Annotated in this window: 10 protein-coding genes; 6 read left to right on the forward strand and 4 right to left on the reverse strand. The window is 71.3% G+C overall.

Annotated features, from left to right (window positions below; all coding sequences use genetic code 11):
• The first annotated feature begins 10 nt into the window (after positions 1–10).
• From ACZ4IF_RS24690 to cimA, 3 genes are all read left to right on the forward strand, one after another.
• The gene (locus ACZ4IF_RS24690) at positions 11–1,081 is read left to right on the forward strand and encodes an agmatine deiminase family protein (protein WP_467566273.1); all 1,071 of its coding nucleotides are present in this window, start codon (positions 11–13) and stop codon (positions 1,079–1,081) included.
• Between the two features lie 82 nt (positions 1,082–1,163).
• Complete coding sequence (locus ACZ4IF_RS24695; RefSeq protein ID WP_426678041.1) at positions 1,164–1,721, forward strand: TetR/AcrR family transcriptional regulator; 558 nt, start codon at positions 1,164–1,166, stop codon at positions 1,719–1,721.
• A gap of 411 nt (positions 1,722–2,132) precedes the next feature.
• Positions 2,133–3,737: a citramalate synthase gene (gene cimA, locus ACZ4IF_RS24700; RefSeq protein WP_467566277.1), complete on the forward strand. Its 1,605-nt coding sequence runs from the start codon at positions 2,133–2,135 to the stop codon at positions 3,735–3,737.
• A gap of 105 nt (positions 3,738–3,842) precedes the next feature.
• On the opposite strand, the gene ACZ4IF_RS24705 is transcribed toward cimA, so the two are convergent.
• Entirely contained in the window at positions 3,843–5,711 is a 1,869-nt protein-coding gene (locus tag ACZ4IF_RS24705; protein WP_467566280.1) for a lectin, read from the reverse strand.
• Between the two features lie 262 nt (positions 5,712–5,973).
• Here ACZ4IF_RS24705 and ACZ4IF_RS24710 point away from each other — a divergent pair, with 262 nt between their 5' ends.
• Together ACZ4IF_RS24710 and ACZ4IF_RS24715 are read left to right on the forward strand one after the other, a co-directional pair.
• Positions 5,974–8,997: a glycoside hydrolase family 3 protein gene (locus ACZ4IF_RS24710; RefSeq protein ID WP_467566283.1), complete on the forward strand. Its 3,024-nt coding sequence runs from the start codon at positions 5,974–5,976 to the stop codon at positions 8,995–8,997.
• Between the two features lie 208 nt (positions 8,998–9,205).
• Positions 9,206–10,573: a hypothetical protein gene (locus ACZ4IF_RS24715; protein WP_467566286.1), complete on the forward strand. Its 1,368-nt coding sequence runs from the start codon at positions 9,206–9,208 to the stop codon at positions 10,571–10,573.
• A gap of 43 nt (positions 10,574–10,616) precedes the next feature.
• Here the strand turns inward: ACZ4IF_RS24715 and ACZ4IF_RS24720 are convergent, their stop codons facing one another.
• Positions 10,617–11,453: an NAD(P)H-binding protein gene (locus ACZ4IF_RS24720; protein ID WP_467566289.1), complete on the reverse strand. Its 837-nt coding sequence runs from the start codon at positions 11,451–11,453 to the stop codon at positions 10,617–10,619.
• Positions 11,454–11,591: 138 nt separating this feature from the next.
• Between ACZ4IF_RS24720 and ACZ4IF_RS24725 the strand changes: the two genes are divergently transcribed.
• Positions 11,592–11,975: a winged helix-turn-helix transcriptional regulator gene (locus ACZ4IF_RS24725; protein ID WP_359501485.1), complete on the forward strand. Its 384-nt coding sequence runs from the start codon at positions 11,592–11,594 to the stop codon at positions 11,973–11,975.
• A gap of 11 nt (positions 11,976–11,986) precedes the next feature.
• Here ACZ4IF_RS24725 and ACZ4IF_RS24730 read toward each other — a convergent pair whose 3' ends face one another.
• Entirely contained in the window at positions 11,987–12,478 is a 492-nt protein-coding gene (locus tag ACZ4IF_RS24730) for an N-acetyltransferase (RefSeq protein WP_467566293.1), read from the reverse strand.
• A gap of 300 nt (positions 12,479–12,778) precedes the next feature.
• Entirely contained in the window at positions 12,779–13,396 is a 618-nt protein-coding gene (locus ACZ4IF_RS24735; RefSeq protein WP_467566296.1) for a YceI family protein, read from the reverse strand.
• Between the last annotated feature and the right edge of the window lie 64 nt (positions 13,397–13,460).

Genomic DNA, 13,460 nt, shown 5'->3' on the forward strand with positions numbered 1-13,460 from the left:
GACCTTCGCCATGAACACCCCCGCCTCCGACGGCTTCCGTATGCCCGCCGAATGGACCCCGCACGAGCGGACCTGGATGGCGTGGCCGGGCGCCAACCCCACCTTCGACGACCCCGACGACCTCGCCCGGGCCCGGGAGGCCTGGGCGGCGGTGGCCCGCACGGTCCGCCGCTTCGAACCGGTCACCGTCGTGTGCGGCCCCGGGCAGTCCGCCGAGGCGCGGGCACTGCTCGGCCCGGACGTCGACACCGTCGAACGCGAACTCGACGACGCGTGGATGCGGGACATCGGCCCCACCTTCCTCACCGACGGCAAGGGCGCGCTCGCGGCCGTGGACTGGACGTTCAACGGCTGGGGCGCCCAGGACTGGGCGCGCTGGGAGCACGACGCGAAGATCGGCGCGCACGTCGCCGACCTGGCCGGGGCCCGTACGTACGCCTCGAAGCTGGTCAACGAGGGCGGCGCGATCCACGTCGACGGCGAGGGGACGGTGCTCCTGACCGAGACCGTGCAGCTCGGCCCCGAGCGCAACCCCCACTGGACGCGCGAGCAGGTCGAGGCGGAGATCCACGCCCACCTCGGCACCCGCAAGGCGATCTGGCTGCCGCGCGGACTGACCGGCGACTATCCTCCCCCACTGCCTGAAAGGCATGGGGGGACCCCCAACGGCTTCGGCACGCTGGGCCACGTCGACATCGTCGCCGCCTTCGCGCGCCCGGGCGTGGTCGTCGTCCACTCCCAGCAGGACCCGGCCCACCCGGACCACGAGGTCAGCAAGGAGGTCATCGGGCTGCTGGGCGCGCAGACCGACGCGCGGGGCCGCAGGCTGGAGGTCGTCGAGGTGCCGGCCCCGACGGTCCTGGAGGCCGACGGCCACTGGGCGGACTACTCGTACATCAACCACTACCTGTGCAACGGCGGCGTCGTGCTGTGCGGCTTCGACGACCCGCGCGACGAGATCGCGGCCGGGATCTTCCGCCGGCTGTTCCCGGAGCGGACGGTGACGCTGGTGGACGCACGTACGATCTTTGCCGGGGGCGGTGGCATCCACTGCATCACCCAGCAGCAGCCGAGGATCTGAGACCCGGGAGTCGCTCGTGGCCGAAAGCCGCACACCGCGGAGGAAGAACGCTCCGCCGCGGGAGGATGTGCTGGCCGTAGCCATGGACATGATTGCCGAGCGCGGTCTGGAGAAGCTGACCATGGCGGCGCTCGGCCGCGAGGTGGGCATGAGCAGCGGCCATCTCCTCTACTACTTCCACTCCAAGGACGAACTCCTGCTGCGGACCCTGGAGTGGAGCGAGGGCCGCCTCGGCGCCGAGCGCGCCAGGCTGCTCACCCGGGACGCGCCCGCCCGCGAGCGGCTGGACGCGTTCGTCGACCTGTACGTCCCCGACGGCCACCGTGACCCGCACTGGACGCTCTGGCTGGAGGTCTGGAACCGCTCGCAGAACGCCGACGAGGACGCCCGGGAGCGGCAGGTCGCCATCGAGGGCGCCTGGCACCGGGACCTGGTCGCGCTCCTCGCCGAGGGCATCTCCCGCGGCGAGTTCCGCGCCGTCGACCCGGACCGCTTCGCCGCCCGGCTGCGCTCCCTCCTCGACGGCTTCTCCATCCATGTCGCGATCGGCCTGCGCGGCACCGACCGGGCGCACGTTCTCGGCCATGTCAGGGAGTTCCTGGACGAGTCGCTGGGGCGGGCGGGGCACGCGGACACCTGATCAGGGCCTCAGGGCTCCCGGGCGCCACCGAGGGGGCCGGGCGGACCGGCGGGCGGCGACGGGTCCGTGTGCCGACCGCGCCGACCTGCACCGTGTCCACCGCCGCGTAGCCCGCTGTTCGCATCCTGAGACGCCCGGTGAGCACAGGGGCGGTATGTGCCAGACTGCCCCCGTGCTCTCGTTCGCCATGATTATTGGCAGCAGGCGCGCCGGTCCGCAGTGACCGCCTCGTACCACCACGTACGGGCGGACACCGTCGTCCTCGACCCGCGCGCAGACCTCTCGCACCCGCGAGAGGTTTTTCGTTTTCCTGGCCCACCTCAAGCCGGGAAGGGAGCGCGAGGGACCATGGGGGGACGGTGGAGCCGGTCATTCCGGTAGACCGAGATCCAACATCAGGAGCCAGAGACCATGACGGAAACCAGCGAACTCGACGATTCCTTCCACGTCTTCGACACGACCCTGCGCGACGGCGCGCAGCGTGAGGGCATCAACCTCACCGTGGCGGACAAGCTGGCCATCGCACGGCACCTGGACGACTTCGGGGTGGGCTTCATCGAGGGCGGCTGGCCCGGCGCCAACCCGCGCGACACCGAGTTCTTCGCCCGCGCCCAGCAGGAGATCGACTTCAAGCACGCCGAGCTCGTGGCGTTCGGCGCCACCCGTCGGGCCGGTGCGAAGGCTTCGGAGGATCCTCAGGTCAAGGCGCTCCTGGACTCGGGCGCCCAGGTGATCACCCTCGTCGCCAAATCCCACGACCGCCATGTCGAGCTCGCCCTGCGCACCACCCTGGACGAGAACCTGGATATGGTCCGCGACACCGTCTCCTACCTGCGCTCGCAGGGCCGCCGCGTCTTCGTCGACTGCGAGCACTTCTTCGACGGCTACCGCGCCAACCCCGCCTACGCGAAGGCCGTCGTCCGCGCGGCGTCCGAGGCCGGCGCCGACGTCGTCGTCCTGTGCGACACCAACGGCGGCATGCTCCCGGCACAGGTCCAGGCCGTCGTGGCCACCGTCCTCGCGGACACCGGCGCCCGGCTCGGCATCCATGCCCAGGACGACACGGGCTGCGCGGTCGCCAACACCCTCGCCGCCGTCGACGCGGGCGCCACCCACGTCCAGTGCACCGCCAACGGCTACGGCGAGCGCGTCGGCAACTCCAACCTGTTCCCGGTCGTGGCCGCCCTGGAGCTCAAGTACGGCAAGAAGGTGCTCCCCGAGGGAGCCCTGCGCGAGATGACCCGCATCTCCCACGCGATCGCCGAGGTCGTCAACCTCACCCCCTCCACGCACCAGCCCTACGTGGGCGTGTCCGCCTTCGCACACAAGGCGGGCCTGCACGCGTCCGCCATCAAGGTCGACCCGGACCTGTACCAGCACATCGACCCCGAGCAGGTCGGCAACACCATGCGGATGCTGGTCTCCGACATGGCGGGCCGCGCCTCCATCGAGCTCAAGGGCAAGGAGCTCGGTATCGACCTCGGCGGGGAGCGCGAGCTGGTCGGCCGTGTCGTCGAGCGGGTCAAGGAGCGCGAGCTCCAGGGCTACACCTACGAGGCCGCGGACGCGAGCTTCGAACTGCTGCTGCGCGCGGAGGTCGAGGGCAGGCCGCTCAAGTACTTCGAGGTCGAGTCCTGGCGCGCCATCGTCGAGGACCGCCCGGACGGGTCCCACGCCAACGAGGCCACGGTCAAGCTCTTCGCCAAGGGCGAGCGCATCGTCGCCACCGCCGAGGGCAACGGTCCGGTCAACGCGCTGGACCGCGCGCTGCGCGTCGCCCTGGAGAAGATCTACCCCCAGCTCGCCAAGCTGGAGCTCGTCGACTACAAGGTCCGCATCCTGGAGGGCAAGCACGGCACGTCGTCCACGACCCGCGTGCTCATCTCCACCTCCGACGGCACCGGCGAGTGGTCCACGGTGGGCGTCGCCGAGAACGTCATCGCGGCGTCGTGGCAGGCTCTGGAGGACGCGTACACGTACGGCCTGCTGCGCGCCGGGGTGGAGCCGGCGGCGTAGGCACCCCGAAGGCCGGAGGGGCCGGGGAGGGCCCTTCCGGCCTGTCGGACGGCGGGCGTGGCGCGCACGGCGACCGGACGTCGTCGCGCCGGCGCCCGCACGGGCCTACTGGAGCCGCCACTTCTGGTTGGCCGCTCCCGTGCAGGACCAGATCTGCGCCCGCGCCCCGTTCGCGGACGAGTTGTCCGTCACGTCGAGGCACTTGTTCGCCGCGGCGTTGACCACGTCACCCGTGGACGCGTTGTACGACCACTGCTGTGCCCCCGTGCCGTTGCAGTCGTACAGCTGCACCTTGGCCCCGTCGGCGGTGGAGCCGTCCGTCACGTCGAGGCACTTGCCGAGTGCCCGGACGGAGCCGTCCGTCTGCACGGTCCAGTTCTGCGCCGAGGACCCGTTGCAGTCGTAGAGCTGCACCGCCGTGCCGTTCGCGGACGAGCCGCCCGCCACGTCCAGGCATTTGCCGGCGAGTCCGACGAAGGCCCCCGACCGGCTCCCGCCGCCCGACTGCGTGCCCGACCAGGTGAAGGTCGCCGATGTCCGGCCCGGCAGTGAGTAGGTGGCGTGCTGGCCGCCCCAGTTGACGGTCACCGTCTTCGCGGACGACGCCTCGTTGTACGCGATCAGCGCCTTCGACCCGTCGGGATTGCGCCAGGCCACGTTGGGCACGGCGGACGACGCCGTGGAGGCGATCCGCTGCGCTCCCGGCCGCACGAACTTCGTCAGGTGGCCCATCGTGTAGTACTCGATCGTGTAGTCGACGGTCCCGCTCGCCCCGTCCCCGTTGTGCACGGTGATCAGCCCGGAGCAGGTGCCGCAGCCGCCGTTGTGCGGCCCCCGGTTCTGGTCCACGGCCAGCGACCACTTGGTCACCGACTTCGCCCAGTTCCGGGTGTAGTCGACGATGTTGAGCATGTCCTCGCGCTGCTGGTCGGCGATCCAGGTGCCACCGGAGTGCTCGGTGCCGAAGGCGTCGAGGCCCGGGTACTGGCTGTGCACACTCGTCTGCTTGCCGACGTCGCCGCCGTACCCGTGCCAGGCGATGCCGCCGAAGTTCGGGTGCGAGCGGACCGCCGCGTCGTCCACGGTCTGCGCGGCGTACGCGTCGTACACGTCCCAGTTCCAGTCGTGCGCGAGGACCTTCGTGGACAGACCCGCCGCCTGGAGCTTGGGCAGCAGCTCGCTCTTGGTGAAGTAGGCGAGCCCCGAGGCGTTCCAGCTCATCGAGGGGTAGCCCGAGCAGCACGTCGGCTCGTTCTGCGCGGTGACGTACGCGACGGGCACGCCCTGGTCGCGGTAGGCCTGGAGGTACTTCACGAAGTACGCGGCGTACGCGCCGTAGTCCTCGGCCTTCAGCCAGCCGCCGTTGAGCTGGCCGCTGTCCTTCATCCAGGCGGGTGCCGTCCACGGCGAGGCCATCACGGTCAGGGACGGGTTGAGCTGGAGCGCCTGCTTGGTCAGGGGCACCACGTCCGCGAGGTCGTGGGCGATCGAGAACTTCGACAGCGAGGGGTCCGTCTGCCCGGCCGGGACGTCGTCGTAGGTGTAGCCGTACCGCGCGAGGTCGGAGGCGCCCATGGGGTTGCGCAGGAAGGACAGCCCGATGCCGTCCGTCGGCGAGAACAGCTTCCGCATCGTGGCGTCCCGTGTGCTCTGCGACAGCGCTCCGCTGCTGTTCATCAGCCAGGCGGCGGTGTCCGTGAAGGACGCGCCGCCGCCGGTGAAGGTCTGGTACCGGGTGTTCTCGTCGACGGTGATGTTCTCGCCGCTTCCGCCGCTGCCGGACTGGAAGGCGAACGGCGTCTGGGCCTGGAGCCCGCGCACCACGTGCCGCCCGCCGGCGTCGTCGGTAGTGGTCAGCCAGGCGGTCACCTGTTCGCCCGCGGCCTGCGCGGGAACGGTGCCGACGGCGGTCAGCCCGGCGGTCGTCAGCAGCCCGGCGACGAGCAGCCGGGCCGCCCGGATGGATCTCCTCATGGCGCGCCGCCCTTCTGTGTGGGGGTGGGGGACGGGGCGTGCGAGCCGTGAGTAAATGACGGCTTCGGGTGCGCGTCAAGGGGGTGCGCGTTCAGTTTCCGAAGGAACAACTCCCCTGATCCGGCCGTGAGTTGCGTGTGTACCGGTTCTGGCGTGAAGTCTTGACGACTGCCTGGGACGCCAGTTAACTCACGCCGTGATCTAAGTCGTAAGAGGAGTGTACGAGTTCAGTCACCGCACGGAGAGAGTCGAGGGAAGGTCCATGCGAAGAACCGCCCTGCTCGTGTCCGCCGCCCTGCTCACCGGACTGCTGCCGCTGGCCTCCGCGAGCGCCGCGGCAGGCGCCGACGAGCCGGCGCCCGTCCCCGTCGACCGCTTCGAGGGCGAGGTGCCCTTCGCCGGCCAGCCCGCCGACGGCATCTTCACCTGGGGGAGCGACTCCGACGACCCGCCCCGGCTCGCCCTGACCGCCCGCACCGACGCGCCCGAGGGCGACAAGGTCCTCACCGGCTCCTACGACATCAGCGGCTACGGCGGCTTCACCCACGACTTCGCCGCCGCCCTGCCCGCCCACGACTGGTCGGCGCACAAGGGCATCCGCTTCTGGTGGGAGGGCCGCGGCAGCGGTAAGAAGATCAGCTTCGAGATCAAGGACGGCGGCGCCCACGGCGAGGCCTCCGAGCTGTGGACGACGTCCTTCGCGGACGACTTCACCGGCTGGAAGCAGATCGAGATCCCCTTCACCGACTTCACCTATCGCACGGACTACCAGCCCGTCGGCGGCATCGACCAGGTGCTCGGCCTCACGCAGATGTGGGGGTACGCGGTCACCCTGCCGGTCGGCGTCAAGGGCGACTTCGCCATGGACGGCGTCGAGCTGTACGGCAAGGCGGACCAGTCGCTGCGCGCCTCCGTGACCACCGACGCCGCGGTCCACCCGGTGAAGGAGGGCGGCACGGCGGACGTGCGCGTCTCGGTCGCCACCACCGGCTCCGCCCCGATCGACGAACCGGTGACCGTCGCCTACGAGAGCGCGGGCGGAACCGCCGATCCGGACAAGGACTACACCCCGGTCAGGGGGACGATCACCTTCCCTGCGGGGACCGTCTCGGGCACCTCCCGGACGATCCACGTACGGACGCTGAAGGACCGGTCCGCCGAACCCGCCGAGACGATCCCCCTCAAGCTCACGGTCACCGGCGCCAAGGCCCCCGCCGAGACCCCGCAGGTGGTCGTCGACGCCCACGGCCTGCCCTACCTCGACCCGAAGCTGCCGGTGCGGAAGCGGGTCGCCGACCTCGTCTCCCGGATGTCCCTGGAGGAGAAGGCCGGACAGATGACCCAGGCCGAGCGCGGCGCGGTCACCGCACAGGGCGACATCGCGGCCTACGACCTCGGCTCGCTCCTGTCGGGCGGCGGCTCGACCCCCACGCCCAACACCCCCGCGGCCTGGGCGAAGATGATCGACGGCTTCCAGCTCAGGACACAGGCCACCCGCTTCCAGATCCCGCTGATCTACGGCGTGGACGCGGTGCACGGCCACAACAACCTCGTCGGCTCGACGATCATGCCGCACAACATCGGCATCGGCGCGACCCGCGACCCCGAACTGGCCGAACGGACCGGCGCGGTCACGGCCTCCGAGGTCCGCGCCACGGGCATCCCGTGGGACTTCGCGCCCTGCCTGTGCGTGACCCGCGACGAACGCTGGGGCCGCTCCTACGAGTCCTTCGGTGAGGACCCGGCGCTCGTGCAGTCCATGGAGACGGTCATCCAGGGTCTCCAGGGCCGGGCGAACGGCTCCGACCTGGACCGCGACGACAAGGTCCTGGCCACCGCGAAGCACTTCGTCGGCGACGGCGGGACCGAGTACGGCTCCTCCACGACGGGGACGTACAAGATCGACCAGGGTGTCACCAAGGTCACCCGGCAGCAGCTGGAGGCGGTGCACCTCGCGCCGTTCGGGACCGCTGTCGACCGGGGCGTCGGCACGGTCATGCCCTCGTACTCCTCGCTCGACATCCTCGGGGACGGCCAGGGCGCGGTGAAGATGCACGCCCGCGCGGACATGATCAACGGTGTCCTCAAGGGCCGCATGGGCTTCGACGGCTTCGTGATCAGCGACTGGAACGCCATCGACCAGCTCCCCGGCGACTACGCCTCCCACGTCCGCACGTCCGTCAACGCTGGCCTGGACATGATGATGGTGCCGTACAGCTACAAGGACTTCACCGCCACCCTGATCGACGAGGCGAAGGCGGGCCGGATCAGCGGCAAGCGGATCGACGACGCGGTGTCGCGCATCCTGGCCCAGAAGTTCCGGCTGGGCCTGTTCGAGCACCCCTACGCCGACACCAGCGGGGCCGCGGACATCGGCTCGGCGCAGCACCGCGCGGTCGCCCGCCAGGCCGCCGCCGAGTCCCAGGTCCTGCTGAAGAACTCCGGCGGCGTCCTGCCCCTGAAGAAGTCCCAGAAGGTCTACGTCGCCGGATCGAACGCCGACGACATCGGCAACCAGACCGGCGGCTGGACCGTCACCTGGCAGGGATCGTCCGGAAAGATCACGGACGGCACGACGATCCTCGACGGGATGCGGCGCGCCGGCGGCGACGTCACCTATTCCAAGGACGCCTCGGCGCCCACCGGCGGATACGACGTCGGTGTGGTCGTCGTCGGCGAGACCCCGTACGCCGAGGGCGTCGGCGATGTCGGCAACGGAAACGACCTGGAGCTGACCGCCGCCGACAAGGCCGCCGTGGACAAGGTGTGCGCGGCCATGAAGTGCGTCGTGCTGATCGTCTCCGGACGGCCGCAGCTCATCGGCGACCGCCTCGGCGCCGTGGACTCGCTCGTCGCGTCCTGGCTGCCGGGCACCGAGGGCGACGGAGTGGCCGACGTGCTGTACGGCAAGCGGCCCTTCACCGGGCAGCTGCCCGTCACCTGGCCGAAGTCCGAGTCCCAGCTGCCGGTCAACGTCGGTGACACGGCGTACGACCCGCAGTTCCCCTACGGCTGGGGCCTCACCACGGTCACGAAGGTCCCGGCCGGCGGCACGGCGACCCTGCGGGCCCTCGCCCTCGTCGCCGCAGCGGCGGACCGGGCCGGATCGAGTGCGGCAGGCCGCGCGGCCGTGACCAAGGCCCGCCTCCTCGTCCAGCAGCGGATCGGCACGACGATCACGCCCGCGACCGCCAAGCCCTTCGCGGACGCCGACCACCTGCTGCTGACGGGCCACTACGCGAGCGCGGTGGCGAAGCTGAAGCAGGCGTACGAGGCGGCCGGCTGACACCCGGGCACGAGAACGGCGGGGGCGGCGGGGGACGGAGTGCCCGGCGCCCCCGCTCCCTGTGCGCCCGGCCCGCCCCTGGTCCGGGCTCCGGGTCGGCCCGGTTCCGGACGTCGCCCAGGGGCCGGGGTCTGCCCACCGGCCCCCCTCTCCGTTCCGAATCCCGCACTGATGCCCCATTCGGTGTATTTCGGGTAGTTTCGAAGACATGAAGCCCGCTCGCACCCGAGGTCTCCCGGGATGGCGGGGTCTCCCGGGACTGCTCGTCGCGCTGGTTCTCACCGCCCTGGCGGTCCTCGCGACCGGCATCTCCCGTGCCCAGGCGGCCACCGACGTGGACACGGTGGCCGCCGCCCTGCGTGAAAGCCCCGTGTACGTCGATCCCGCGGCCTCCGCGCAGCTTCCCAAGGCGGACGCCGACGCCCTGGCCAAGAAGATCAAGGACGCGGACAAGCCGGTCTTCGTGGCGGTCCTCCCGGCCGGATTCCCGTCCCAGAGCCTCTTCCAGAACCTGCGCACCGCCACCGGCATCACCGGCCTGTACGGGGTCCGGCTCGGCGACCGCTTCGACGCGCGGGCCGACGCCGCGGTGATGTCCCGCACCGCCGTGCAGAACCTCGTCACCAGCGTCCAGGGCGAGGACGCGAAGACCCAGCTGAACGACTTCACGGACCGTGCCCTCGCCAACATCCGGGGCTCCGCCCCCGCGAGCTGGGACAGCGGCTCGGCGGGCGGCGGCGTCTCCACGGCCGCCCTGGTCACCGTCGCCGCGGTGGTCGTGGCGGGCGGCGCGGGCGCCTACACGCTCGCCCGCCGCAACCGGCGCCGCAAGGAAGAGGAGCGGCGGGCGGCGCTCGACAAGCTCCGCGTGGTCGTGGACGAGGACATCACGGCCTTCGGCGAGGAACTCGACCGGCTCGACTTCCATCCCGCGGAGGCGGGGGCGGACGACGCGATGCGGGCGGACTACGAACGCGCGCTGGACGCCTACGAGCAGGCGAAGTCGTCCATGGCGGCGGCCACCCGGCCCGAGGACGTCAGCGCGGTGACACAGGCCCTGGAGGACGGCCGGTTCTCGCTCGCCGTGCTGGCCGCACGCCGTGAGGGCCGCCCCCTCCCCGAGCGTCGCGCCCCCTGCTTCTTCGACCCGCGGCACGGCCCGTCCGTCGCCGACGCGACATGGACGCCCGCGGGCGGCGCGCCCCGCCAGGTGCCGGTCTGCGCGGCGGACCGGGCCCGGCTGGCCGACGGGGTGTCCCCGGCGGTCCGTGAGGTCGAGACCGACTACGGACGCCGTCCGTACTGGGACGCGGGTCCGGCGTACGGCCCCTGGGCGGGCGGCTACTTCGGCGGCGGCATCCTGCCGGGCCTGCTTGTCGGCACCCTGCTCGGCAATGTGATGGCCAGTCCCTCGTACGCCTCCGACTACGGCTCCGGGTACGGCGACTTCGCCGGCGGTTACGACGGCGGCGACGTCTCCGGCGCCGATTTCGACCCCGGTGACTTCGGCGGTGGCTTCGGGGACGGCGGAGGCGGCGACTTCGGCGGGGGAGGGGACTTCGGCGGCGGCTTCTGAGCCGCGCCCCCGGCCCCGGCCGAGTGCCGCGCGGAGCCGGAGATCACTTGAACGCCGCGGCGTTCCGTCCCGCCCAGTGCGTGAAGGTGCGCCCGGGCCGGCCGAGGAGCCGTTCCACGTCCGGGCTCACCCGCTGTTCCTCGGCGACCGGGGTGCCCAGGATGTCCAGGGTGGTGTCCGCCACCGGCTCGGGCATGAACCGCAGCATCTGCGCCCTGGCCTCCTCACGGGTCTGCTCGACGAACCGCACCGGCTCGCCGACGGCGTCCGCGATCGCCGCGACCTGCTGCCGGGGCGAGACCGGCGCCGGGCCCGTCAGTTCGTAGGTCATGCCCGCGTGGCCGGGTTCCCGCAGGGCGAGAGCGGCGACCTCGGCGATGTCGAGCGGGTCGACGGTCGGCAGCGCGACATCGCCGAAGGGTGCCCCGGCCGTCCGCGCCGCGCGGACCGTGCCGGCCCACGCCAGAGCGTTGGAGTGGAAGCCCGCCGGCCGGAGCAGGGTCCACTCCAGCCCCGAGCGCTCGACCGCCTCCTCCTGCCCGGGCGGGTGACGCCGCGTGCCGACCCCTTGCGAGGAGAGGAGGACGACGCGCCGTACGCCCCCGTCCCGAGCGGTGTCGAGGACACCGGACAGGTCCCCGCCCGACGCCAGGAATTCACCGGTGACCAGCAAGAACAGTGCCTCGGCCCCGTCGAACGCGGGCCGCAGGCTCACTGGGTCGGCCAGGTCCGCCCGGACGTGCCGCACCCCCGCCGGCAGGTCCGCCGCGCCCGTCGCCGAGGTGCCCCGCGACACCGCCGTCACCCTCTCGCCCGCCGCGTCCAGCGCCCGCACGAGCGGCCCGCCGACGTTGCCCGTGGCTCCCGTCACCACCACCATGATTGCTCCCCTTTGCCGTGTCGGCCGGTCATCCGGTCGGTTTCGACCGGTTCCTGCCGTTTCTCTCGGACAAAAAGAAAGCTACCGTCCTTGGCATAGTAGGTACCTAGAGGAAAGTAATGGAGAGAGGGGCTCATCGTGACCGACGCCACATCCCGGCCGGCCGCCGTCGACGTCGACCCCGAGGCGGCCTGCCCGATCGCTCCCGTCGTCGACATCGTCTTCAGCCGCTGGACCACGCCCATCCTGTGGGCGCTGCACGAGTACGGACGGCAGCGCTTCGTGGAACTGGAGCGCCGCATCACCCGGATCACGCCGAAGGTGCTGACCCAGCGGCTGCGCCAGCTGGAGCGCGACGGGCTGGTCGTGCGCACGTACCACCCCGAGGTCCCGCCGCGGGTGGAGTACGAGATCAGCGAGCTGGGCCGCAGTCTGGCTCCCCTGTTCGCGACACTCGCGGAGTGGGCCGAGGTCAACCTGGACAAGGTCGAGGAGGCCCGGGTCGCCTACGACGCAGGCTGAGCCACCGACGTTCAGGCGTCGGGCAGTCGGAGCCACTCGCTCCAGGAGAGATCGCGCCCGATGAACCGGGGCCGCTCGAAGGGCCAGTCCTCGGCGATCCAGCGCGGCACGAGCGCGTCCAGATCGCGCTCCAGCGCGCTGCCGACGCGGGCGTCCACGACCCACCAGGAGATCTCGGCGTCGGCGCCGGCCTTCTCCGGCGGATCGATGTAGACACACCCGTACTCGGACGTGCCCGCGTCGTCGAACAGCACGTAGTTGAAGGACTGGTGGGCGGCGATCTCCGCCTCGTGCCGCCGGAGGTCCTCGAGGTTCGCCTGGTACGACATGGTCTCGGCGGGCCATCCCCAGGCCTCGCCGAAGATGGACCAGAGCCGTTCGCGCGACCCCATGACGGCCGGGTAGTCGATGGCGGCGTCCGCGCCGGTGATCGGGCGCAGGTGATGCCCTCCGGGCACGTCGACGCGCAGCGGGTGGACGAAATCGGCGGGCAACCAGGTCATGTCCGGAGGCTAACGGCCGGGCGGAGCAGCACGCACCGGGTTATCGGCCGCGATGCCGAGCCCCGCCGCGACGCCGGACCTGCCGACTGCGTTGCGAACGTAATCCGGCCGCGAAAAGGGTGTCAACAATTCGGTTGTCTTCATGGCGGACCCTCATCGATTCCCAGTCGGCCCACAGGGAAGCCCCCGGACATGCCGGAGCGCCCGTCCTTCTCGTGCGAGAAGAGCGGGCGCTCCGGACGTGCCGCGGCGGGCGCGGCGGGCCGGGCGGTGCGGCCCGGTGCGGCGGACGGAAGGCGCTCAGCCGGCGTTCCGGATGGCCGAGATGTCGAAGTTCAGCTTGATCTTGTCGGAGACGAGGACGCCGCCGGTCTCCAGAGCCGCGTTCCAGGTGAGGCCCCACTCGGAGCGCAGGAGCTCGGACTTGCCCTCGAAGCCCACGCGCTCGTTGCCGAACGGGTCCTTCGCGGCACCGTTGAACTCCAGGTCGATGGAGATCTCCTTGGTCGTGCCGAGGATCTCCAGGTCGCCCGTGATCCGGTAGTCGTCGCCGCCCAGGGCCTCCGCCTTGGTGGAACGGAAGGTCATCGTCGGGAACTCGTCCGTCTTGAAGAAGTCGGAGCTCTTCAGGTGGCCGTCGCGGTCGGCGGACCCGGTGTCGATGCTGTCCATCTTGATGTCGAGGCTCGCCGTCGACTTGGACGGGTCGCTGCCGTCCAGGTGCAGCGAACCCTGGAAGTCGAGGAACGAACCCTTCACGTTCGTGACCATCGCGTGGCGCGCGACGAAGCCGATCGACGAGTGCGACGGGTCGATCGTGTAGTCGCCGGTCAGCGCGGCGAGGTCGGCGCTGATGGCGGCGGACGCCGGGGCGGCCGAGGCGGTGTCGTCGGTGTTCTTACGGCCGAAGATGCCCATGACGTGCTCCTTAGGGGGACGGGTCGCGGATTCGGTCGGAAGCCGCGAGGTAATCTGTTGAATC

Source organism: Streptomyces sp. NPDC025784, from assembly GCF_055558435.1.

What these genes read in the sequence shown, in the direction of transcription:
- ACZ4IF_RS24735 (WP_467566296.1), bottom strand. Translation starts at nt 13,396, where the DNA reads ATGGGCATCTTCGGCCGTAAGAACACCGACGACACCGCCTCGGCCGCC.
- ACZ4IF_RS24720 (WP_467566289.1), bottom strand. Translation starts at nt 11,453, where the DNA reads ATGGTGGTGGTGACGGGAGCCACGGGCAACGTCGGCGGGCCGCTCGTG.
- ACZ4IF_RS24715 (WP_467566286.1), top strand. Translation starts at nt 9,206, where the DNA reads ATGAAGCCCGCTCGCACCCGAGGTCTCCCGGGATGGCGGGGTCTCCCG.
- ACZ4IF_RS24705 (WP_467566280.1), bottom strand. Translation starts at nt 5,711, where the DNA reads ATGAGGAGATCCATCCGGGCGGCCCGGCTGCTCGTCGCCGGGCTGCTG.
- cimA (WP_467566277.1), top strand. Translation starts at nt 2,133, where the DNA reads ATGACGGAAACCAGCGAACTCGACGATTCCTTCCACGTCTTCGACACG.
- ACZ4IF_RS24695 (WP_426678041.1), top strand. Translation starts at nt 1,164, where the DNA reads ATGGACATGATTGCCGAGCGCGGTCTGGAGAAGCTGACCATGGCGGCG.
- ACZ4IF_RS24690 (WP_467566273.1), top strand. Translation starts at nt 11, where the DNA reads ATGAACACCCCCGCCTCCGACGGCTTCCGTATGCCCGCCGAATGGACC.
- ACZ4IF_RS24710 (WP_467566283.1), top strand. Translation starts at nt 5,974, where the DNA reads ATGCGAAGAACCGCCCTGCTCGTGTCCGCCGCCCTGCTCACCGGACTG.
- ACZ4IF_RS24730 (WP_467566293.1), bottom strand. Translation starts at nt 12,478, where the DNA reads ATGACCTGGTTGCCCGCCGATTTCGTCCACCCGCTGCGCGTCGACGTG.